Below are 21,394 nucleotides of genomic sequence, written 5' to 3' on the forward strand. Positions count from 1 at the left end.
TGAGGGATCAATGAAGTCGGAGCCTACGAGCGTCCCCCCGTCGTCGCCGAACACCGCCAACGACAGTGGTGCGAGGTTGGTTGGTGCTGCCGAACAGGACTTTAATTCCCAAGTCGGTACGATCCTCGAATTCGAAAGACCTTTCCGCGCCGTCCTCGTGGCGGACGTCGTCAGCTATACCAGACTTATGGAAGCTGCTGAGGTCGAGACGCATAGTCGCTATCGGGCTCTTCGCGTGAGCGTCATCGATCCCGCCTTGATCGGTCGACGAGGCGAGATCGTGAAGAACACCGGCGACGGCTTCGTCGCGGTGTTCGAGAGCCCGCTCGATGCCCTTCGCTGTGCCTCCGAGTTGCAGCGTGAAGTCACCGGGCTTGAAACCTTGCAACCTCCCGAGCGCCGCATAGCCTTTCGCATCGGCGTCCATTGGGAGCCTGTCATCTTTGATCTGAACGATGTCTACGGCCATGGCGTCAATATCGCAGCACGCTTGCAGTCTGTCGCTCCCGCGGGCGGCGTTGTGGTGTCGTCGGCCCTTTTGCGAGTAGTCGCCGATCTGAGCGAATTCAAGTTTGACGACCTGGGTGAGCTTCATCTCAAGAACCTGTCGCGGCCGGTTCATGCCTTTCTCCTGCTCTCGCCGGGAGTGGACCGCCGCACGGTGATCGGCGCTTCCACCAAATCCTCGAGACGAACCAAACTGCCCTCGATCGCCGTTCTTCCGTTTGCGAACAGCTCTTCGGAGGTCGACGACAGCTATTTTGCCGAAGGCTTCGTCGAAGACATCATTGTCAGCCTGAGTAATATTCAGGAGCTTCTGGTGGTGTCTCGCGGGTCGACGATGCCGTTTCGTCAGCGCGAGATCGATCCCGTCGAAATCGGCGAGAAGCTTGGCGTTCGCTATTACGTCAGCGGTCACGTTCGCCGATCGGGCAAGCGATTCCGGTTTTCGGTTGAGCTGGTCGATGTAGCGACTGGCTCCGTGGTGTGGGCCGAGAAATACGACACGGACCTCGCGGACGTTTTCGAAGTCCAGGACGAGATCGCCATTGGTGTCGTTGAGAAGATCGCCGCCTATGTGCGTCGCGCGGAGATCAAGCGGGCGCTGCGAAAGCCGCCGAAGAGCCTCAATGCGTATGACTATCTCCTGCGGGCGCTTGAGCTGCTCTACAAATTCGATTTCGCGAGCTTCTCGCGCGCCAAAGGGCTGCTCGAGAAAGCCAGCGAGGAAGACCCCGAATACGCGGCGCCGTACGCGTTCGCTGCGAAGTGGCACAATTTCAAGATCGCGGAGGGGTGGTCGTCGGATTTCGATGCGGATTCGGCCGACGTGATCCGGCTGTCCAATTGTGCCATCGAAAGAGACCCGCAAAATGCTCTCGCGCTCGCGATACAGGGGCACGGCAAGAGCATGTTCTTTCGTGACTACGACAGCGGATTGGACCTGTGTGAGCGGGCTCTTGCCATATCCCCCAGCAATTCGTGGGCATGGGTGTTCGGGAGCGGGACCCCCGGGTTCATCGGCGATGCTTCAACAGGAATTGCCCGTGCGGAGCGCGCCATCCGGCTTTCACCACTTGGCCAACAGGCCTTTTTCAATTTCTGCCTGCTCGGCCAAAATCATTATCTGAACGGAACGTTTGACGATGCCATTCGCTGGTCGAAGAAGTCTTTGACCCTCAGCCCGCGTTTTGGAAACGCCGCGCGCGTCCTCGCCGCAAGCCTCGTCGCGGTTGGTCGCCTGGAGGAAGCGCGGCAGGTTTCGCAGCACCATAAGAACATCCTGCCCGGCTTCAGAGTATCGGACTATGCGCGCCGTTGTCCGTTCAAGGAGCCCCAGGGGTCTTTGTATGTCGAGCGATTAGGAGCAGCTGGGTTGCCGGATTGATGGGGCCAGGAGCCCGGTTCAAATTATTAGCCCCTCGATGGAGAGCACAATGCCTGGTGTTGCAGGAGGAGGCGGTGGCGGCGGTGGCGGTGGCGGCGGCGGTGGCGGTGGCGGCGGCGGCGGCGGCGGCGGTGGCGGAGGCGGCGGTGGTGGCGGAAACGGCGCAGTCAGCGGCGGTTACGTTGGTGGTGGAATTCCCCCGCGTCCTTTCCCGATCTTCGAGAGTTTCGTCGGAGTCCTGCCCGGTAGCTTGAATTACGGGGCGACATTCCCGCTGTCTGCCTGGCGCCCTGACTTTTTTGCCCAGATCGCATTGCTCGAATTTGCCAAGACCGATTGGCAAACCATCACTGTCGCCGGCCCGCCAACGGATCACGATGTGATTTTCGGCGAGATCGATGAACTGCTTGGGGCGTCGATGGATCGTCGCAAGAGGTTGGCAGATGAGATCGTCGATCAGGACGTGAGGCTTGTCGGCTATTTTGCGCAGGTCCTCATGCTTTCGCCGTCGGCGCATCCAAATACGATCAAGATTCTGGAGATGGCCGATCATGTTGGGCTGATGGTCGCCGTCTACTACAAGCTCAGGTTCAATCGCGGTCGGCCGCAACAGGTGTGTCCGGCGCTTTTCCCGATGGTCGCGTCGCCCTGGCACGCCTCCTATCCGAGCGGACATTCGCTGGAGAGTCACCTGATGGCACTGGCGCTGGGAGAGATTATCCCCGGTGCGAAGAGTGCACTGAGGGCGCTGGCCGCGCGGATCGGGAAGAATCGCGAGATCGCTGGCGTCCACTACCCGAGTGACACGGCTGCCGGGAAGGCCATTGCTGAAGCCGTGTTTCCGTACCTCCAGCAATGCAGCACCTTCCATGCGGTGACCGAGGCGGCAAAACAAGAGCATTGAACAGTGCCTAATGCCGCAGCCGAGATCGCATCCTTGGATTTTGCAAGGATGCGCTCCGCACGGCCACAAGGAATTGAAGTTGGACCAATCGATCTCAACCACGAGGTATTGCAATGGGTGTGGAAGAAATTTCCGTCATCGAAAGGACACGGATTCAGTTGGCGCCAGATTTCACGATGCAACATCAGTGTCACATCAATTGGTGCTGGGCAGCCGTCGCTTCCAGCATCTCGCGCTATTACGACGAGACCAGTACTTTCACGCAGTGCCGCATCGCCGACCTTGAATTGAACCGGCATGATTGCTGTGATTTCCCTTGCGGCACGCCGGGCCTGGAATTCGATGTGACGCATTCTCTCGGATCACCGCTCAACCGAGTCCGCTGCCTCGCCGTGTTGGCCCTCGACCAACGAGCGACACGAATGGAGGTGCAGCAGGAGATCAGTGCAGGGCGACCCATTTGTGTTCGCACGGTCTGGTCGGGAGACGAAGATGAGGAGGGACCGGCGCACTTCGTCGCGATCGTCGGATATCTGGAGGATACCGACAGCCTGGTCATCGAGGATCCCCTTTTCGGCCTAACACCGGAGATCCAGTTTGATCGATTTTGCTCAAACTATCAGGACGCCAAAGGTGTCTGGACGGACACTTACTTCACCAAGGCCCCGGTCTAGAACCTCGCCACCGTGAAAGGAGAGAAAAGATGGCAATTCATCCCAGCGATCCTCCGGCGGCTGCGGTCGTAGCTGTGAAGCGAGCGGTGGCCAGCCGGGTGGGCAACCCGAAATTCCCGCGATCAAGGCTTTCCACTGCCAAGCGCGACGCGGTCTTCATTTCCCTGCCGCATCGCATTGCCTATCTGGCTTTTGGCAAGATCCGCCGCGCAGACAAACTCAGAGCGGCTGCGAAGCTAGGCAATTGGAGATTTCTTGTGATTGAAGCGAAGCGGCGCACCGCCGCTGATGATGGTGGAGGAGAGGAACAGGAGCCGATCGCTGCTGCGACAATCGTGAAGTCGGCAGCGACGACGTATGAGACGACGTATGAACTGGGTGACCTGAACGAAGGGCCGTTTGTGGCAGCGACGTCGGAGGCGATCCGTCGTGCCGAGAAGCTTCCTGAAGTTCGGGAAGGACGCTTCGAGGCTTTCCTGCTCACCGTGCCGGCGGTCCATGTGACAGCGCTCTGGCTGCAAGATTATCAAGATTGTCATGGCGATGCGGACCTGCTGCTGACGTTACCGCCCTCGGACCAGGCCTTGGAGCCGTATCGGCCGATGGCGTCGGCTGCGTTCTTGGCTGTCGTGCAAGACCTCGCTCGGAAAGTAACTTCCGAATACGCGACGAGGGGGTGAGCGGGCAATGTCGGCGGGATGGAAAAGCTCGCAAGTGCGTTAAGCTCGTAAGGGCGTCAAAGTTGGCAAGTCCCGGCATGGGAGCACGCCTAGTCGGCCTGCTTCGGCCGCCGGGGAGCCTTTGACCGCTTCTGCGGAAAGTACGGGTTCACGGCGCAGCTCGCGGAGCGGCCGACGGCGAGAAATCTGCACTGTTCGAGCGAAGTGTAGCGGCAGTCGAAATAGCCGACCGGGCCGTAGATCTGCATGCAGACGGGATAGCTGGGATCGTAGGTCTGCGCGTGCGCCGGCACGCCCGAGAAGAGCAGGCCGGTGGCGACGAGCACGAAGCGGGCGCTGCGCATCTCAGCGCGGTGGGTAGTAGCCGGGTGAATAGCCCGGTGTCTGGGCGCGCGGACGATTCTGATAGGCGTAGGGATCGTCGCTCTGGCCCGTGAAATACGGATTCGCGATGCAGGTCAGCGCGCGGCCCGACGAGCTTGCCTGACACTGTGCGTAACTGTCGAACGTGCAATTGCTCAGCCCCGGCCATTCCTGGCCGGTCAGGCAGAACGCGTGATGCGTGCCGAATGCGCGTGCGGGCGTGCTTGCACTCAGCGTGAGCGCGAATGTGGCGATTGCGAGCGAAAATGTGGCGACAATGGGGAGGGCAATCTGTCTGCGCATCTCAATCTCCAATCACACAATCGTGCGTGCATCAGATGTCCAGGCACAGATGCAACATACGTCGTGTAGTCGACATTGGAACTCATGAAAACCCTTGTTTCAAAGGGTTTCGCGCGCGCGCTGCTAAACATTCATTAACGCAGCACAGCCCTTTGGCCCCGACTGTTGCGTCGGGGTTACAGCAATTCCGTCGAGCGCTGATATGACGGCCCTACGGCCCGGGGGCCTAACGACGAAACTGGAACGGGAATCAAATGAACAAGAATCTGTTGCTTGCTGCTGTGAGCCTTGTCGCGCTGAGCGCGACTGCGCCGGCGCTGGCTGCTGACCTCGCTGCGCGGCCTTACACCAAGGCGCCTGCGATGATCGCGACCGTCTATGACTGGAGCGGCTTCTACATCGGCATCAACGGCGGCGGCGGTTCGTCGCACGCGACCTGGGATTTCGTTGGCGTGGGTCGCGAAGGCTCGCACGATGCGACCGGCGGCACGGTCGGTGGTCAGATCGGCTATCGCTGGCAGTCCGGCCAGTGGGTGTTCGGCGTGGAAGGCCAGGGCAACTGGGCCGATTTCTCGGGCGACAACAACAGCGCGCTGTTCGCCTCCCGCAACCGCACCAAGATCGATGCGTTTGGCCTGATCACCGGTCAGGTTGGCTACGCCTGGAACAACGTCCTGGTCTACGTCAAGGGCGGTGCGGCTGTGGTCAGCAACAAGTACGAGATCTCCAGCACGGCGGGCGCGCTGCTCTCCTCGTCCAGCGACAGCCGCTGGGGTGGCACGGTCGGTGCCGGCCTCGAGTACGGCTTCGCGCCGAACTGGTCGGTTGGCGTCGAGTACAACCACATCTTCCTGTCCGACAAGGACGTGACCTTCGCTGGCTTCGCCGGCTCGGAGCGCATCCGCCAGGACGTCGACATGGGTCTCGTCCGCCTGAACTACAAGTTCGGCGGCCCGATGATCGGTCGCTACTGAGACTGGTCGCTCATTTCGAGCGATCGTCGAAAAGCCCCGGCCTTGCGCCGGGGCTTTTTTGTTGCGTGAATTCAGCGAGTTAACCATCACTTTTCGAGAGAGCTCACACGGCTTGACTCTCTAGAACGAAATGAGAACAATGTTCTTCATACGTTCTGGTGATGGAGCAAGCCATGTTCAGGATTTTCGTTGAAGAAGCCGCCGCACTCGCCTCGATCTCGCTGTTCGTCGGGATGATCGCAATCTGGGCGCAGGTGATTCCGCAGCTCTAGGCCGCGGCTCGCCAGATCCCCTCAGTACCCCCAGGTCATGCCCTTGGGGAAAAGCGGGACGACGCGGCCGATCGGCCGCTCCGGCGTGGACTCTGAAGCGGTGACGCCCCACCATTGTGAGGCGAGTCGGCTGGGTGGGCGGAAGATGTCCTCATGATCCCCCTGGAGCCGGCGACCGCTCCATCTCATCTGCAAGAGGCCGTCACGCGACCATGCCGAGCGCCGGATTTGTCCACCTTCACGTTCACTCGGCCTATTCGCTGCTCAAGGGCTCGATCAAGATCGCCAAGCTCGCCGAGCTTGCGAAGAAAGACCACCAGCCCGCACTGGCGCTGACCGACACCGACAACATGTTCGGCGCGCTGGAGTTCTCCGACAAGATGGCGGGCTCCGGCATCCAGCCGATCGTCGGCTGCGAGCTCGCGATCGATTTCGGCGACCAGGATCCCAATGCGCGCAATGCGCTGCTGCCGTCGCGTGTGGTGCTGCTGGCGGCCCAGGAGCGCGGCTATCGCAGCCTGATGCGGCTGAACTCGCGCGCGTTCCTCGAATCGCCTGACAGCCACGCGCCGTTCATCAAGTTCGATTGGCTTGACGGTGAGACCGAAGGTTTGATCGCACTCACGGGCGGCCCTGACGGGCCGATCTCGCTCGCGCTTGCCAGCGGGCAGGCCGAAATTGCGGCGACGCGCTGCGAGCGTCTCGCCGGCCTGTTCGGCGACCGCCTCTATGTCGAATTGCAGCGCCACAACATCGACAAGGAGCGCCGCGTCGAAAGCGGGCTGATCGACATCGCCTACGCAAAAGGCCTGCCGCTGGTTGCGACCAACGAGCCGTATTTCGCTTCGAACGACGATTACGAGGCGCACGATGCGCTGCTCTGCATCGCCGGCGGGCGGCTGGTCGCCGAGACCGATCGCCTTCAGCTCACGCCCGATCACCGCTTCAAGACCCGCGCCGAGATGGCGGTGCTGTTCGCCGACATTCCGGAGGCGCTGGCCTCGACGGTGGAGATCGCCGAGCGCTGCTCGTTCCGCCCGATGACGCGCAAGCCGATCCTGCCGTTCTTCACGGTCGGCGCCGCCGCAAGCTCCGACGCCGCGTCGGTCGAGGCGGCCGAGCTCAAGCGCCAGGCGGAGGAGGGGCTCGCCAACCGCCTGCGCGTGCACGGCCTGTCGCAGGGCACTACGGAAGAGGACTACGACAAGCGCCTGGCGTTCGAGCTCGACGTCATCATGCGGATGAAATACGCGGGCTACTTCCTGATCGTCTCGGATTTCATCAAATGGGCGAAGGGCCAGGGGATTCCGGTCGGACCGGGGCGCGGTTCGGGCGCCGGCTCTCTGGTCGCCTGGGCGCTGACCATCACCGACCTCGACCCGATCAAGTTCGGCCTGCTGTTCGAGCGCTTCCTCAATCCGGAACGCGTCTCGATGCCGGACTTCGACATCGATTTCTGCCAGGACCGCCGCGGCGAGGTGATCAGGTACGTCCAGGAGCGCTACGGTCGCGACCAGGTCGCGCAGATCATCACCTTCGGTACGCTGCAGGCGCGCGGCGTGCTGCGCGACGTCGGCCGGGTGCTGCAGATGCCCTATGGCCAGGTCGACAAGCTGACCAAGCTGGTGCCGCAGAATCCGGCCGCGCCGGTGACGTTGGCCGCCGCGATCGAGAGCGAGCCGAAGCTTCAGGCGTTCCGCGATGAAGACCCGGTGGTGGCGCGCGCCTTCGACATCGCGCAGCGCCTTGAAGGCCTGACCCGCCACGCCTCGACGCACGCGGCCGGCATCGTGATCGGCGATCGCCCCTTGAGCGAACTCGTGCCGATGTACCGCGATCCCAAGTCCGACATGCCGGTAACCCAGTTCAACATGAAATGGGTCGAGCCGGCCGGGCTCGTGAAGTTCGACTTCCTCGGCCTGAAGACGCTGACCGTGCTCGACGTCGCGGTGAAGCTCCTGAAGCCGCGCAACATCGACATCGATCTCGCGACGCTGCCGATCGACGATGCCGAAAGCTACCAGATGCTGGCGCGGGGCGAGGTGGTCGGCGTGTTCCAGGTTGAAAGCCAGGGCATGCGGCGCGCGCTGGTCGACATGCGCCCCGACCGTTTCGAGGACATCATCGCGCTGGTCGCGCTCTATCGCCCGGGCCCGATGGCGAACATCCCGACCTATTGCTCGCGCAAGCACGGCGACGAGGAGCCGGAATATCTGCATCCGGTGCTGGAGCCGATCCTGAAGGAGACCTTCGGCGTCATCATCTACCAGGAACAGGTGATGCAGATCGCGCAGGTCATGTCGGGCTATTCGCTCGGCGACGCCGACCTGCTGCGCCGCGCCATGGGCAAGAAGATCCGCGCCGAGATGGACAAGCAGCGCGACATCTTCGTCGCCGGCGCGGTCAAGAACGGCGTGCCGAAGGGGCAGGCCGAGACCATCTTCGAGCTGCTCGCAAAGTTCGCCGACTACGGCTTCAACAAGAGCCACGCGGCGGCCTACGCGCTGGTGTCCTACCACACCGCCTATATGAAGGCGCATTACCCGGTGGAGTTCATCGCAGCGTCGATGACGCTCGATCTCAACAACACCGACAAGCTCTCCGAATTCCGTTCCGAGGCGCAGCGCCTCGGCATCAAGGTCGAGCCGCCGAACATCAACCGCTCAGGCCCGACCTTCGAGGTCGGCGAGAAGACGATCTATTACGCGCTCGCCGCGCTGAAGGGCGTCGGCATCCAGGCGATCGAGCAGATCATCGAGGAGCGGACCAGGCGAGGGCTGTTCACCTCGCTCGCCGACTTCGCCGCGCGGGTCAATCCACGCGCGATCAACAAGCGCATCATCGAGAGCCTCGCCGCTGCCGGCGCCTTCGACACGCTGGAGCCGAACAGGGCGCGGGTCTTTGCCGGCGCGGACTCGATCCTGGCCGCCTGCCAGCGTGCGCATCAGGCCGAGACCATCGGCCAGAACGACATGTTCGGCATGTCGGCGGACGCTCCGACCATCATGCTGCCGCAGATCGAGCCCTGGCTGCCGGCCGAGCGGCTGCGCCGCGAATATGACGCGATCGGATTCTTCCTGTCGGGCCATCCGCTCGACGATTACGCGATGGTCCTGAAGCGCCTGCGGGTGCAGAGCTGGGCCGAGTTCTCGCGTGCGGTGAAGACCGGCGCCACCGCCGGCAAGGTCGCGGCCACCGTGGTGTCGCGCATGGAGCGGCGCACCAAGACCGGCAACAAGATGGGCATCATGGGGCTGTCTGATCCCACGGGCCATTTCGAGGCGGTGCTGTTCTCCGAAGGCCTCGCGCAATACCGCGATGTGCTCGAGCCGGGCGCCGCCGTGCTGCTCCAATTGGGCGCGGAATTGCAGGGCGAGGACGTTCGTGCCCGCGTGCTGCATGCCGAGCCGCTCGATGACGCTGCCGCCAAGACGCAGAAGGGCCTGCGCATCTTCGTGCGCGACACCAAGCCGCTGGAGTCGATCGCCAAGCGACTGGCCGGACCCGACATGGCGGCCTCGAACGGCGCCGCGCCAAAAGTCGGCAGTCCCGGCATCGCGCCGCGTTCGAACGGCGACGGCGAGGTCTCGCTGGTGATGATGCTCGACCTCGAGACCGAGGTCGAGATGAAGCTGCCGGGCCGCTTCAAGGTCTCGCCGCAGATCGCCGGCGCGATCAAGGCGGTCGCGGGCGTCGTGGACGTGCAGCAGCTCTAAAGCACGATGATATCCGGAAGAATCGTCATCGTGCTGGGGATCGGCGCTGGCGTATGATCTCACCACAAACGCGTGCCGCGTTTGTGGTGAGTGAGAATTGCTGCCCTTTTCCGGATCATGCTTTGGCAGCCGATCTCGAATATATGCAGATGGACGCAGCTCTGTGCGGTCGTTGCGCGTGAGGCGAGCGATCGCTTCGGCTTTGCAGCATGGTTCGCGTTGCAGCAATCATCAGTTGCATCATTTATCATTGGTGATTTCTTCACATCGATGCACCTATCATCGCGACGCTTCCATTCGTCCACTGTACCCGGGGAAACGTCACATGTGCGACAAGTGCTCTGAATCTCTGCATCATGAATCTCTGCATCGAGACATCGCGCCGTCGCGGCGATCCGCGATGCTGTTTGGCGCCGCTGCGTTCGGCATGGCCTTCGCCGGCGGAGCTTTCGCGAGCGGTGCCTTGGCAAAGGAGGCCAAGCAGCCACCCAAGCCGCAGAACGTGTTGTCGCCCGACGCATCGCTGAAGCGGCTGATGGAGGGCAATGCGCGCTATGTCGACGGTGTGGCGCGGCGCCACGATTTCAAGCACGAGCGCGAGGCGCTGGCCGGTGGACAGAATCCGTTCGCGGCGGTTCTGAGCTGCGCCGATTCACGCATCGCGCCGGAATATGCCTTCGACAGCGGCCGCGGGGATCTCTTCGTCTGCCGCGTCGCCGGAAATTTTGCCGGCACCGAAACCATTGCCAGCATGGAATATGCGGTGGCCGTGCTCAACGCACCGCTGATCCTGGTGCTTGGCCATGATGCCTGCGGCGCGGTCGATGCGACGCTGAAGGCAATCAAGGACAACACGTCGCCGCCGGGACACATTCCCTCGCTGGTCGATGCGATCGCGCCCGCCGCAAAGGCTGCGATGCAGCAGGGCGGGGACGTGCTCAACAAGGCGATCCGGCAGAACGTGATCGACAACGTCGCGAAGCTGAAATCGGCCGCGCCGATCCTCAATGCGGCCGTGGAGCAGGGCAAGCTGAAGGTCGTCGGTGGCATCTATCGGCTCACCACGGGAACAGTCGATCTGATCGCGCAGGGCTGAACGAGGTTCGCGCCACAGCGCGGTCGCGAGGCTTACGCGGGCCTGACGCAGGGACTTGATGGGGCGGGGCGCCATGCCGCCGCCTCAATCCGCGCTTTTCGTTCAAGAGCCATTCAGCCGGCCGCGCGTCTCATGTACGGTGGCAGCTCAACAACGATAGCGGGCAAGCAAGCCATGCGTGGGACCTACAAGGCCTTCATCTGTTTTCTCTTGCCGATCCTGGCGTTCGCTGCGGCCGCGCCCGATCCGGCGCGCGCGCAGCAGCAGGAAAAGCGCATCGCGCTCGTGGTCGGCAACGGCGCCTACGCCAAGTCGCCGCTGGCGACGACCGCGAACGATGCCGGCCTGATCGCGCAGACGCTGCAAGCGGCGGGCTTCGACGTGGTCGGCGCGCGCGATCTCGACGGCGACACGCTGCGCAAGAGCTTGCGCGATTTCATCCAGAAGGCGCAGGCCTCGGGTCCCGGCACCGTCGCGATGATCTATCTTGCCGGCTTTGGCGTCCAGCTCGCGGGCGAGAACTATTTCATCCCGGTCGATTCCAACATCATCCGCGACACCGACATTCCGACCGAAGGCTTGCGCATCAGCGACTACGCCCGCCAGCTCGCGTCCATTCCGCTCAAGGCCAACATCGTCGTGCTCGATGCGGCGCGCGCGCAGCCCTTCATCGAGGGCGGCCAGCAGATCGCGAGCGGACTGGCGCTGGTCGAGCCCGATCCGAACATGCTGATCGCCTTCAACGCCGCGCCCGGCACGGTCGCGCCGGAAGAGCCCGGCCCGTACGGCATTTATGCGCAATCGCTGGCGGAGATGATCCGTACCGGCGGTCTGCCGCTGGCCGAGGTGTTCGACCGCGTCCGCCTCCGCGTCAACGAGGCCAGCAAGGGCGCGCAGGTGCCGTGGAACGAGGCGAAGATATCGGCGCCCTTCTCGTTCTTCGAGCGCGGGCCCGATGCGCCGCCGCCGGAGGCAGCGCCCGACCAGGTTGCCGCGATCCGCAACAAGCCGATCCGCGATCTCGGCGTGCAGGACGCCTATGCGGCCGCGCTCGAGCGCGACACGTTGCCGGCCTACGAAGAATTTCTCGCGGCCTATCCCGGTGACCCGATGTCGAAGCGCGTGATGGCGATCGTCGCGGCGCGCCGCGAGGCGATCACCTGGCGGCGGACCTACCGGAACGATACGCCGGAGGCCTATTGGTCGTATCTGCGTCGTTATTCGCGCGGTCCGCATGCCGGCGATGCACGGCGCAGGCTTGCAATCCTGACCGCGCCGCTCGAGCCGCCGCCGACTTTCGCGATGATGGACTATGACGTGCCGCCGCCGCCGCCGGAGGAGATCGTCTATGTCGACCGTCCCGTGCTGCTGTTCGGCGACCCCGTGTTCGGCTTCGCGCCGCCACCGCCGCCGCCGGTCTATTATCTGCCGCCGCCGCCGCCGGATTTCATAGTGCTGGAGCCGCCGCTGCCCGTGGTCGGCCTGTTCGTGCTGCCGCAGCCGCTGTTCGTGCCGATCCCGGTGTTCGTCAGGCCGCCGGTCTATGTCGCGCCGCCGCCGAACAACATCGTCTTCAACAACATCCATAACACCACGGTCATCAACACCGTGATCAACCGGCCGCCCGCCCCGCCCGTGGGAGCGGGAGGAGGGACCGGGCCTGGCAATCTGAGGCCGGCGATTGCCGACCGCGCCAACCCGGTAGCGCCAATGTTGCCGCAAGCCGCTACGCAGCGCGCCGCGCTGATCCAGCAGGGCAAGGCGCCGATGCCGCCGAGCGCGACGGTCCAGCCGACGGCGAGACCGGGGATACCTCCGGGGACGCCGGCCAATGTCGCGCCGACCGGCACGCCCCCCGCCGCACCGCCGACCAAGCTGCCACAGACCAACACGCTGCCGGTTCCCGGCGCCCAAGGCGGGCCGCCAGCGCCGCCGGCCGGGGCAGGGACGTCGCCTGGCGGCAGGCCCTTGGCGCCGACGGCAAATGCACCCGGTGCGCCCCCGCCGACGCATCCGGGGGCGCCGACCACGGCTGTGCCCGGCACAACGCTGCCGTCCCATCCTGGCGCGCCAACGGCCGGCACTCCGACGACCGTTGCGCCCACCGCGAATCCGGCTGCGCCCGGCCAACCGGCGAAGCCGCCGGTTGCTCAGACCCCGCCTGTCGGCGCGCCCGCTGGCGGCAAGTCTGCAACCCGTGAGCCGGCTGGCGCTGCGGGCACACCGCCCGGCACGCCCTCGGGCGCCGCGGGCAAGCCGGTCACGCCGCCGCCCTCGGCCGCGCGCGAGCCGGTCAAACCGCAGAACTTGCCCGCGACCCCTCCAGCGCAGGCCGCCCGGCCGTCGCCGTCAACTCCAGCATCGCGGCCGCAGGCCGTGGCGAGGCCGACGCCGCCACCGCCCGCCGCTCGCCCGGCACCGCCGCCGCATGTCGCATCGCCTCCGCCAGCCCGCGCGGCTCCGCCTGTGGCCGTTGCACGGCCGGCGCCTCCGCCCATGGCCCGGCCTGCACCTCCACCCGTGGCGCGGCCCGCGCCGCCACCGCCGGTCGCCCGGCCAGCACCACCGCCGCCGCCGCGGATGGCCGTCGCGCCCCCGCCGCGTCCAGCGGCACCTCCGGCGCGCCCAGCGGCGCCGGCGGCGAAAAAGTGCCCGCCGAACCAGCCCAAGTGCTAGGTCTTTGCGGGCTGGCGTGGTCTTTACGGAAGAGGGCCTTCGGGAGGCGAAAACAGCCCCCGAAAGGCCCTTATTTCCTTGCTTCTGGCCGAAATGGCGCTATATAGCGCCCCATCTCACACGGAAACATGGCTCACAAGGCCGTCCGGTGGCAACCGGGGCGAGAACGCTCCGTTTTGCTCACACGTTTCCGGAGGAACCAACCGGAGAATTGAAACTATGGCGCTACCCGATTTCACCATGCGTCAGCTCCTCGAAGCTGGCGTGCACTTTGGTCACCAGTCTCACCGCTGGAATCCGAAAATGGCACCGTTCATTTTCGGCGCCCGCAACAACATCCACATCGTCGACCTCGCGCAGACCGTGCCGTTGCTGCACACCGCCTTGCAGGCGGTCAGCGACACCGTCGCCAAGGGCGGCCGCATCCTGTTCGTCGGCACCAAGCGCCAGGCGCAGGACGGCGTCGCGGACGCTGCCAAGCGCTGCGCGCAGTATTTCGTCAATTCGCGCTGGCTCGGCGGCACGCTGACCAACTGGAAGACGATCTCGGCCTCGATCAAGCGCCTGCGTCATCTCGATGACGTGCTGTCCGGCGGCGACGCCAGCTCCTACACCAAGAAGGAGCGCCTGACGCTTCAGCGCGAGCGCGACAAGCTCGATCGCTCGCTCGGCGGCATCAAGGACATGGGCGGTCTGCCCGACCTAATCTTCGTGATCGACACCAACAAGGAAGACATCGCGATCCAGGAAGCCCAGCGGCTCAACATCCCGGTCGCCGCGATCGTCGACACCAATTCGGATCCCAAGGGCATCACCTATGTGGTCCCCGGCAATGACGACGCCGGCCGCGCCATCGCGCTGTATTGCGACCTGATCGCACGTGCGGCGATCGACGGCATCTCGCGCGCCCAGGGCGATTCGGGCATCGACATCGGCGCCTCGGCTCGTCCGGTTGCCGAAGAGCTGCCGGCCGCTTCCTCGAGCGGCTTCCAGGGCCTCGCCGGTCCGCGCGGCACCGCCGACGACCTCAAGAAGCTCCCGGGCGTGTCGGGCGCGATCGAGAAGAAGTTCAACGACCTCGGCATCTTCCACTTCTGGCAGCTCGCCGAGCTCGATCACGACACCGCGCACAAGATCGGCGAAGAAGTCGGTCTGCCGAGCCGTGCGGATGCCTGGGTGGCCAAGGCCAAGGCGCTGACCGCAGAAGCGGAATAGTCAAAAAGAGCGATGGGTTGGCCGGATATAAGTCCGGCCACCATTTCAGTTGACGCGAATTCCTGAGATGGACCGCGGCGGGGCTGTTTGATGCCACGCCGCGGCAAACCGGCAGGCAAGAAGGATTTTCAACGATGGCAACGATCACAGCTGCGATGGTCAAGGATCTGCGCGAGTCCACCGGCGCAGGCATGATGGACTGCAAGGCCGCGCTCACCGAAAACGACGGCAACATGGAAGCGGCGCAGGACTGGCTGCGCAAGAAGGGCCTGTCGAAGGCCGCCAAGAAGTCCGGCCGCGTCGCCGCGGAAGGCCTGATCGGCGCGCTCACCAAGGGCACCAAGGGCGTCGTGGTCGAGGTCAACTCCGAGACCGACTTCGTCGCGCGCAACGGTCAGTTCCAGGGCCTCGTCAAGATGGTCGCGCAGGTCGCATTCGACGTCGGCGCCGATGTCGAGAAGATCAAGGCCGCCAAGGTCGGTGACGTCACCATCGAAGCCGCGATCAACGACGCGATCGCCACCATCGGCGAGAACATGACGCTGCGCCGCGCAGCTTCGCTCGAAGTGACGCAGGGCGTCGTGTCGAGCTACGTCCACGGCGCCGTCGTCGAAGGCGCCGGCAAGATGGGCGTGATCGTCGCGCTCGAATCGCCCGGCAAGGCCGATGAGCTCGCAGCCCTCGGTCGCCAGATCGCGATGCATGTCGCGGCCACGAACCCGCTCGCGCTCGAGCCGTCCGGCCTCGATCCGGCGGTCGTGAAGCGCGAGAAGGACGTGCTCGCCGACAAATATCGCCAGCAGGGCAAGCCCGAGAACGTGATCGAGAAGATCGTCGAGTCCGGCCTCAAGACCTATTACAAGGAAGTCTGCCTGCTCGAGCAGGCCTTCATCCACGACACCGGCAAGTCGGTGGCGCAGGCGGTGAAGGAAGCCGAAGGCAAGGTCGGCGGCGCGGTGAAGATCGCGGGCTTTGTGCGCTATGCTCTCGGTGAGGGAATCGAGAAGCAGGAAAGCGACTTCGCGGCCGAGGTCGCAGCGGCCAGCGGCAAGAAGTAAGCGCCGGTACGTTCCTTCCGGCTTGCCGCCGGAAGCGGCGCCCGGACGGGGAAAGTGCTCATGACTGATCCGGTCTATCGTCGCGTCGTGATCAAGCTGTCCGGCGAGTATCTTGCGGGGCAGCAGGGTTTTGGCATCGATCAGCCGACCCTCGACCGGGTTGCGGACGATCTGATCGCCGCCCGCCAGCTCGGTACCGAAGTTGCGGTGGTGATCGGCGGCGGCAACATCGTGCGCGGTGTCGAAGTGTCCTCGCAAGGGGTGTCGCGCACCACCGGCGACACCATGGGCATGCTCGCCACCATGATGAACTGCCTCGCGCTGGAGGCGACGATCGAGCGCAAGGGCACGCCGGCACGTACGCTGTCGGCCTTCGTCATGCCCGAGATTTCCGAGCTGTTCACCCGCACTGCGGCGCACAAATACCTCGCCGAGGGCCGGATCGTGCTGCTCGGGGGCGGAACCGGCAATCCGTTCTTCACCACCGATACGACCGCGGTGCTGCGGGCCGCCGAGATCGGAGCCGAGGCTGTGCTGAAGGCAACCAATGTCGACGGCGTCTACTCGGCCGACCCCAAAAAGGATCCGACCGCCACGCGATTCGACCGGCTGACGCATTCGCAGGCGATCGAGGGCGGCTACAAGGTGATGGATGCGACCGCCTTCGCGCTTGCCCGCGAGACGTTGCTGCCTATCATCGTATTCTCGATCGCGGAGCCGGGTTCGATCGGCGCTGTGCTGCGTGGCGGCGGCCACGGAACCGTCGTCGCCGGCTGACGGCTCGCCGGTCGCGCCTGAGGGGCGCGGAGTGGGTCGCCGGGATTTTGAAGGAGAAACGTGATGGCCACGGGTAATTTCGACCTCAACGAAGTGAAGCGTCGCATGCAGGGCGCCGTCCAGGCCCTCAAGCACGAGCTTGGCGGCCTGCGCACGGGGCGCGCGTCGGCCTCGATGCTCGACCCGGTGCAGGTCGAGGCTTACGGCAGCCACATGCCGCTCAACCAGCTTGCCACGGTCAGCGTGCCGGAGCCGCGGCTGATCTCGGTGCAGGTCTGGGACAAGTCGATGGTCAAGCCGGTCGAGAAGGCGATCGTCGATTCCAATCTCGGCCTGTCGCCCGCGACCGAAGGCCAGGTGCTGCGCCTGCGCATCCCCGAGCTCAACGAGGAGCGTCGCAAGGAGCTCGTCAAGGTCGCGCACAAATACGCGGAAGCGGCCAAGGTCGCCGCGCGTCACGTCCGCCGCGATGGCCTCGACGTCCTCAAGAAGCTCGAGAAGAATCACGAGATGTCGGAAGACGATCAGAAGCGTCACGCCGACGAGGTGCAGAAGGCGACCGACGGCACCATCTCCGAGATCGACCAGTTGCTGGCTGCCAAGGAAAAAGAAATCCTCACCGTCTAAAGCGCGATCATCGCGCTTTAGGTTATTGTTCGCGCATGGTCTTTTCGGAAAACCGCGTCGCACTTGTCCGGATCATGCTTTTGGGGCCGCCTTCATGTCCAACGCCGCCGCGCCAGCAACCGAAGGACCCGACCGGTCCGACGCGCCTGCGCATGTCGCCATCATCATGGATGGCAACGGGCGTTGGGCCGCCGCGCGCGGCCTGCCGCGGGCCGAAGGGCATCGCCGCGGCGTCGAGGCGCTGCGCCGGGTGGTGCGTGCCTCGCACGAGCTCGGCATCCGCTATCTCACCATCTTCTCCTTCTCTTCGGAGAACTGGTCGCGCCCGGCGAGCGAGATCGGCGATCTGTTTGGTCTCCTGCGTCGCTTCATCCGCAACGATCTCGCGAGCCTGCACCGCGATGGCGTCAAGGTCCGCATCATCGGCGAGCGCGACGGACTCGATAGCGACATCTGCGCACTCCTCAACGAGGCCGAGGAGCTGACGCGCGACAACACGCGCCTGACGCTGGTCGTCGCCTTCAATTACGGTTCGCGGCAGGAGATCGCGAAAGCCGCCCAGAAGCTCGCGCGGGAAGTCGCAGACGGCAAGCGCGCCCCTGAAACGATCGATGCCGAGACGATCGGGGCTCATCTCGATGCGCCCGACATTCCCGATCCCGATCTCATCATCCGCACCAGCGGCGAGCAGCGGCTGTCCAACTTCCTGATGTGGCAGGCCGCCTACAGCGAGCTGGTCTTCGTGCCGATCCACTGGCCCGATTTCGACAAGGCGGCGCTGGAAGGCGCGATCGCCGAATTCGCCAGACGCGAGCGCCGTTTCGGCGGTCTGGTCGCGAAAAACGCCTCGTGAGCGAACCCGACGCCGCATCGGCGGGCGAGAAGCCTGCCCCGAGCAATCTCGTGATGCGAGTCCTCGCAGCGCTAGTGCTGGCGCCGCTCGCTATTGCAATCGCTTATGCCGGCGGCTGGCTGTGGGCGCTTCTCGTCACCCTGGTGTCGATCGGGCTGTTCGCGGAATGGCTGATGGTGGTGGGCGCGGGGTCTGCTGCACTGACCGGGGCAGGGACGATCGTCATTGCCATGATGGGGGCCTGCGTCGCCTTCGGCGCGCTCAAGACCGCGATCATCACCGGCCTCATCGGCGGCGCGATCGTGACGCTGATCGCGCGGGCCAAGTTCATCTGGGCGGCCACCGGCTTCGCCTACGCATCGGCGGCGCTGCTGGCCTCGATCCTGGTGCGGCAGGATCTCGTCAACGGCTTCGCCGCGCTGATGTTCGTGCTGCTCGTGGTGTGGGCGACCGATATCGGCGGCTATTTCGCCGGACGCAGCATTGGCGGACCGAAACTATGGCCGCGCGTGAGCCCGAAGAAGACCTGGTCCGGGGCGCTCGGCGGCTTTGCGGCGAGCCTTTTGGTTGCGGCCGGCTTTGCGGCGTGCGGGATCGGAAAGGCGGTTCCACTGCTGCTCGTCAGCGCCATCCTGTCGGTGGTATCGCAGGCGGGCGATCTGTTCGAATCCGCGGTGAAGCGGCGCTTCGGCGTCAAGGATTCCAGTCACTTGATTCCCGGCCATGGCGGGCTGCTGGACCGTCTGGACGGTTTTGTTGCCGCCATCCTGATGGCATGGATTATCGGCTTTCTCCGCCATGGTGTGCATAGCGCCGGAAGCGGTCTTATGGTTTGGTGAGGATATGAGCGCGGTCCCATTGCGTAACAACAAGGCTGCGGCGTCGACCGTCCGCAGTGTCACGGTTCTCGGCGCCACCGGCTCGATCGGCGACAGCACGATGGATCTGCTGCGCGCCTCTCCCGAGCGCTATCGCGTCGAAGCCTTGACGGCGAACGGCAATGTCGAAGCGCTGGCCAAGCTCGCCAAGGAGTTTTCCGCGCGCTACGTCGCGATCGCCGACACGTCCAAGTTCGCCGAGCTCAAGACTGCGCTCGCGGGAACGAGCACGGAATGCGGCGCGGGCGAAAGCGCGGTGATCGAAGCCGGCGCGCGTCCGGCCGATTGGGTGATGGCCGCCGTAAGCGGCGCCGCCGGACTGAAGCCGGCCCTGGCCGCGGTCGATCGCGGCGCGCATGTCGCGCTCGCCAACAAGGAATGTCTCGTCTGCGCCGGCGATTTCTTCATGCAGCGCGCGGCGAAAGCGGGCGCCTGCATCCTGCCGGCCGATTCCGAGCACAATGCGCTGTTCCAGGCGCTCGGCTCGGGCAACCGCGACGAACTCGTCCGCGTCATCATCACTGCCTCGGGCGGGCCGTTCCGGACATGGAAGCCTGCCGACATCGAGCAGGCGACCCTCGAGCAGGCCCTGAAGCATCCGAACTGGAGCATGGGCCAGAAGATCACGATCGATTCCGCCTCGATGATGAACAAGGGCCTCGAGGTGATCGAGGCATCCTATCTGTTCGCGCTCTCGCCCGACGAGATCGACGTCCTCGTGCATCCGCAGTCGATCATCCACGGCATGGTCGAGTTCTCCGACCGTTCGGTGGTGGCCCAGCTCGGTTCTCCCGACATGCGCACGCCGATCGCGCACTGCCTCGGCTGGCCCGATCGCATCAAGGGGCCGGCGGCCAAGCTCGATCTGGCCAAGATCGGCCAGCTGACCTTCGAGGCGCCGGACTTCGAGCGCTTCCCTGGGCTTCGGCTGGCCTTCGATTCGCTCCGGACCGGGAAGGGGGCGACCACCGTTTACAACGCCGCCAACGAGGTTGCGGTCGCCGCTTTCATTGCCGGCAAGATCCGGTTTGGCGCGATCGCGCGGCTGGTCGAGGCGACGCTGGACGACTGGATTCGCGGCGGGAACCAGGCTCCCCTGACGTCCGCCGACGATGCAATCTCTGTTGACCATGTTGCGCGAAATAGAGCTGCCGCCCTATTGCCTCAAATTGCCTTAAAGGCATCCTAGATGGCACGGGGCCAGGGCCTTGCGGCGCTGGATGAGGGAATTCGATGATCGACTTTTTCGTCCATAGTTTCAATACGTTGAGCCATGGGCTCCTCGGCTACGCGGTTCCCTTCCTGTTCGTCCTGACGATCGTCGTGTTCTTCCATGAGCTCGGCCATTTCCTGGTCGCGCGCTGGGCGGGCGTTCGGGTGCTGACCTTCTCGCTCGGTTTCGGACCGGAGCTGGTCGGTTTCAACGACCGCCATGGCACCCGCTGGAAGATCTCGGCGATCCCGCTCGGCGGCTACGTCAAGTTCTTCGGCGACGAGAGCGAGGCTTCGACCCCGTCGGCCGAGACGCTCGCGGCCATGACGGCCGAGGAGCGCGCCGGCAGCTTCCATCACAAGAAGGTCGGCCCGCGCGCCGCCATCGTCGCGGCCGGACCGATCGCCAATTTCATCCTGGGCGCGCTGATCTTCGCCGCCATGGCGCTCTATTACGGCAAGCCGAGCACGATCGCCCGCGTCGATGGCGTCGTCGCCGACGGCGCTGCGGCCACGGCCGGCTTCAAGATCGGCGACGTCGTCGTGCAGATCGACGGCAAGCCGATCGAGAGCTTTGCCGACATGCAGCGAATCGTTGCGATGAATGCGGGTTCGGCGCTTGCCTTCCAGGTCAAGCGGGACGGCGCCATCGTCTCCCTGACCGCGACGCCGGCGCTGCTCGAGCGCAAGGATCCGTTCGGCAACAGCCACCGCCTCGGCGTGCTCGGCGTCGAGCACAAGTCCCAGGCCGGCGAGGCCTCGACCACGCCGGTCGGCGTCGGCGAAGCGCTCAAGATCGGGGTCGAGCAGGTCTGGTTCATCATCACCAGCACCTTCAAGTTCCTTGGCTCGCTGTTTGTCGGACAAGGCAATCCCAACGAGGTCAGCGGCGTGCTCGGCATCGCCAAGATGTCGGGGCAGGCGGCCAGCGCCGGGTTCCAGTTCGTGATCAATCTGTGCGCGGTGCTGTCGGTGTCGATCGGGCTGTTGAACCTGTTCCCGATCCCGCTGCTCGATGGCGGTCACCTGATGTTCTACGCGGCGGAGGTGGTCCGGGGCCGCCCCCTGTCCGAGCGGACTCAGGAGATGGGGTTCCGAATCGGGCTCGGTTTGGTGCTGATGCTGATGGTGTTTGCCACCTATAACGACATCTTGCGGATGGCAGCTTCCTGATACGGGCTTTTTTGTGGCGTTGCTCATGAGCAACGTCTTGGAATGAAATTGAAAT

The 21,394-nt window shown here is 64.5% G+C and carries 18 protein-coding genes; 16 read left to right on the top strand and 2 right to left on the bottom strand.

The window, feature by feature from the left end:
- Window positions 1-10 precede the first annotated feature (10 nt).
- From AB7G19_RS19875 to AB7G19_RS19890, 4 genes are all read left to right on the top strand, one after another.
- Window positions 11-1,888, top strand: coding sequence for an adenylate/guanylate cyclase domain-containing protein (locus AB7G19_RS19875; RefSeq protein WP_135213824.1), 1,878 nt, complete (start codon window positions 11-13; stop codon window positions 1,886-1,888).
- A 49-nt stretch (window positions 1,889-1,937) separates the two neighbouring features.
- Complete coding sequence (locus AB7G19_RS19880) at window positions 1,938-2,792, top strand: phosphatase PAP2 family protein (RefSeq protein WP_283016662.1); 855 nt, start codon at window positions 1,938-1,940, stop codon at window positions 2,790-2,792.
- 113 nt (window positions 2,793-2,905) lie between these two features.
- Window positions 2,906-3,466, top strand: a complete 561-nt coding sequence (locus AB7G19_RS19885) for a papain-like cysteine protease family protein (RefSeq protein WP_071913450.1) — start codon at window positions 2,906-2,908, stop codon at window positions 3,464-3,466.
- Window positions 3,467-3,495: 29 nt separating this feature from the next.
- Window positions 3,496-4,146 (top strand): hypothetical protein, encoded by a 651-nt coding sequence (locus AB7G19_RS19890; protein ID WP_283016661.1) that lies wholly within the window; start codon window positions 3,496-3,498, stop codon window positions 4,144-4,146.
- Between the two features lie 89 nt (window positions 4,147-4,235).
- On the opposite strand, the gene AB7G19_RS19895 is transcribed toward AB7G19_RS19890, so the two are convergent.
- Together AB7G19_RS19895 and AB7G19_RS19900 are read right to left on the bottom strand one after the other, a co-directional pair.
- Window positions 4,236-4,490: a DUF3551 domain-containing protein gene (locus tag AB7G19_RS19895; RefSeq protein ID WP_135213820.1), complete on the bottom strand. Its 255-nt coding sequence runs from the start codon at window positions 4,488-4,490 to the stop codon at window positions 4,236-4,238.
- Between the two features lies 1 nt (window position 4,491).
- Window positions 4,492-4,812, bottom strand: a complete 321-nt coding sequence (locus tag AB7G19_RS19900) for a DUF3551 domain-containing protein (RefSeq protein ID WP_063986338.1) — start codon at window positions 4,810-4,812, stop codon at window positions 4,492-4,494.
- A gap of 254 nt (window positions 4,813-5,066) precedes the next feature.
- Here AB7G19_RS19900 and AB7G19_RS19905 point away from each other — a divergent pair, with 254 nt between their 5' ends.
- The 12 genes from AB7G19_RS19905 (at window position 5,067) to rseP (ending at window position 21,339) form a co-directional block, all read left to right on the top strand.
- Entirely contained in the window at window positions 5,067-5,786 is a 720-nt protein-coding gene (locus AB7G19_RS19905) for an outer membrane protein (protein WP_071913456.1), read from the top strand.
- A 484-nt stretch (window positions 5,787-6,270) separates the two neighbouring features.
- Window positions 6,271-9,774, top strand: coding sequence for a DNA polymerase III subunit alpha (gene dnaE, locus AB7G19_RS19910; protein ID WP_354112910.1), 3,504 nt, complete (start codon window positions 6,271-6,273; stop codon window positions 9,772-9,774).
- Between the two features lie 325 nt (window positions 9,775-10,099).
- Window positions 10,100-10,870 carry a carbonic anhydrase gene (locus tag AB7G19_RS19915; protein ID WP_063983030.1) on the top strand — a complete coding sequence of 257 codons (771 nt, stop codon included), beginning with the start codon at window positions 10,100-10,102 and terminating at the stop codon, window positions 10,868-10,870.
- Between the two features lie 174 nt (window positions 10,871-11,044).
- Window positions 11,045-13,546 carry a caspase family protein gene (locus AB7G19_RS19920; RefSeq protein WP_354096072.1) on the top strand — a complete coding sequence of 834 codons (2,502 nt, stop codon included), beginning with the start codon at window positions 11,045-11,047 and terminating at the stop codon, window positions 13,544-13,546.
- Window positions 13,547-13,765: 219 nt separating this feature from the next.
- The gene (locus AB7G19_RS19925) at window positions 13,766-14,761 is read left to right on the top strand and encodes a 30S ribosomal protein S2 (protein WP_028151700.1); all 996 of its coding nucleotides are present in this window, start codon (window positions 13,766-13,768) and stop codon (window positions 14,759-14,761) included.
- Between the two features lie 134 nt (window positions 14,762-14,895).
- Window positions 14,896-15,819 carry a translation elongation factor Ts gene (gene tsf / locus AB7G19_RS19930; protein ID WP_028169462.1) on the top strand — a complete coding sequence of 308 codons (924 nt, stop codon included), beginning with the start codon at window positions 14,896-14,898 and terminating at the stop codon, window positions 15,817-15,819.
- Window positions 15,820-15,879: 60 nt separating this feature from the next.
- A complete protein-coding gene (gene pyrH / locus AB7G19_RS19935; protein WP_028151698.1) occupies window positions 15,880-16,596 on the top strand; it encodes a UMP kinase in 717 nt (238 codons plus the stop codon).
- A 63-nt stretch (window positions 16,597-16,659) separates the two neighbouring features.
- Window positions 16,660-17,223, top strand: coding sequence for a ribosome recycling factor (gene frr, locus AB7G19_RS19940; RefSeq protein ID WP_014494937.1), 564 nt, complete (start codon window positions 16,660-16,662; stop codon window positions 17,221-17,223).
- Window positions 17,224-17,317: 94 nt separating this feature from the next.
- Window positions 17,318-18,076, top strand: a complete 759-nt coding sequence (locus AB7G19_RS19945; protein WP_014494938.1) for an isoprenyl transferase — start codon at window positions 17,318-17,320, stop codon at window positions 18,074-18,076.
- Window positions 18,073-18,915 (top strand): phosphatidate cytidylyltransferase, encoded by an 843-nt coding sequence (locus tag AB7G19_RS19950; RefSeq protein ID WP_354097666.1) that lies wholly within the window; start codon window positions 18,073-18,075, stop codon window positions 18,913-18,915. Before AB7G19_RS19945 ends, AB7G19_RS19950 begins: the two co-directional genes overlap by 4 nt.
- A 4-nt stretch (window positions 18,916-18,919) precedes the next feature.
- Window positions 18,920-20,143, top strand: a complete 1,224-nt coding sequence (dxr, locus tag AB7G19_RS19955; RefSeq protein WP_063983032.1) for a 1-deoxy-D-xylulose-5-phosphate reductoisomerase — start codon at window positions 18,920-18,922, stop codon at window positions 20,141-20,143.
- Between the two features lie 44 nt (window positions 20,144-20,187).
- Entirely contained in the window at window positions 20,188-21,339 is a 1,152-nt protein-coding gene (gene rseP / locus AB7G19_RS19960; protein ID WP_028151694.1) for an RIP metalloprotease RseP, read from the top strand.
- Window positions 21,340-21,394: the final 55 nt, after the last annotated feature.

The sequence above is a fragment of the Bradyrhizobium sp. 215_C5_N1_1 genome (genome assembly GCF_052075935.1).
GTDB classification, from domain to species: Bacteria; Pseudomonadota; Alphaproteobacteria; order Rhizobiales; family Xanthobacteraceae; genus Bradyrhizobium; species Bradyrhizobium barranii.

What these genes read in the sequence shown, in the direction of transcription:
- AB7G19_RS19875 (WP_135213824.1), top strand. Translation starts at nt 11, where the DNA reads ATGAAGTCGGAGCCTACGAGCGTCCCCCCGTCGTCGCCGAACACCGCC.
- AB7G19_RS19880 (WP_283016662.1), top strand. Translation starts at nt 1,938, where the DNA reads ATGCCTGGTGTTGCAGGAGGAGGCGGTGGCGGCGGTGGCGGTGGCGGC.
- AB7G19_RS19885 (WP_071913450.1), top strand. Translation starts at nt 2,906, where the DNA reads ATGGGTGTGGAAGAAATTTCCGTCATCGAAAGGACACGGATTCAGTTG.
- AB7G19_RS19890 (WP_283016661.1), top strand. Translation starts at nt 3,496, where the DNA reads ATGGCAATTCATCCCAGCGATCCTCCGGCGGCTGCGGTCGTAGCTGTG.
- AB7G19_RS19895 (WP_135213820.1), bottom strand. Translation starts at nt 4,490, where the DNA reads ATGCGCAGCGCCCGCTTCGTGCTCGTCGCCACCGGCCTGCTCTTCTCG.
- AB7G19_RS19900 (WP_063986338.1), bottom strand. Translation starts at nt 4,812, where the DNA reads ATGCGCAGACAGATTGCCCTCCCCATTGTCGCCACATTTTCGCTCGCA.
- AB7G19_RS19905 (WP_071913456.1), top strand. Translation starts at nt 5,067, where the DNA reads ATGAACAAGAATCTGTTGCTTGCTGCTGTGAGCCTTGTCGCGCTGAGC.
- dnaE (WP_354112910.1), top strand. Translation starts at nt 6,271, where the DNA reads ATGCCGAGCGCCGGATTTGTCCACCTTCACGTTCACTCGGCCTATTCG.
- AB7G19_RS19915 (WP_063983030.1), top strand. Translation starts at nt 10,100, where the DNA reads ATGTGCGACAAGTGCTCTGAATCTCTGCATCATGAATCTCTGCATCGA.
- AB7G19_RS19920 (WP_354096072.1), top strand. Translation starts at nt 11,045, where the DNA reads ATGCGTGGGACCTACAAGGCCTTCATCTGTTTTCTCTTGCCGATCCTG.
- AB7G19_RS19925 (WP_028151700.1), top strand. Translation starts at nt 13,766, where the DNA reads ATGGCGCTACCCGATTTCACCATGCGTCAGCTCCTCGAAGCTGGCGTG.
- tsf (WP_028169462.1), top strand. Translation starts at nt 14,896, where the DNA reads ATGGCAACGATCACAGCTGCGATGGTCAAGGATCTGCGCGAGTCCACC.
- pyrH (WP_028151698.1), top strand. Translation starts at nt 15,880, where the DNA reads ATGACTGATCCGGTCTATCGTCGCGTCGTGATCAAGCTGTCCGGCGAG.
- frr (WP_014494937.1), top strand. Translation starts at nt 16,660, where the DNA reads ATGGCCACGGGTAATTTCGACCTCAACGAAGTGAAGCGTCGCATGCAG.
- AB7G19_RS19945 (WP_014494938.1), top strand. Translation starts at nt 17,318, where the DNA reads ATGTCCAACGCCGCCGCGCCAGCAACCGAAGGACCCGACCGGTCCGAC.
- dxr (WP_063983032.1), top strand. Translation starts at nt 18,920, where the DNA reads ATGAGCGCGGTCCCATTGCGTAACAACAAGGCTGCGGCGTCGACCGTC.
- rseP (WP_028151694.1), top strand. Translation starts at nt 20,188, where the DNA reads ATGATCGACTTTTTCGTCCATAGTTTCAATACGTTGAGCCATGGGCTC.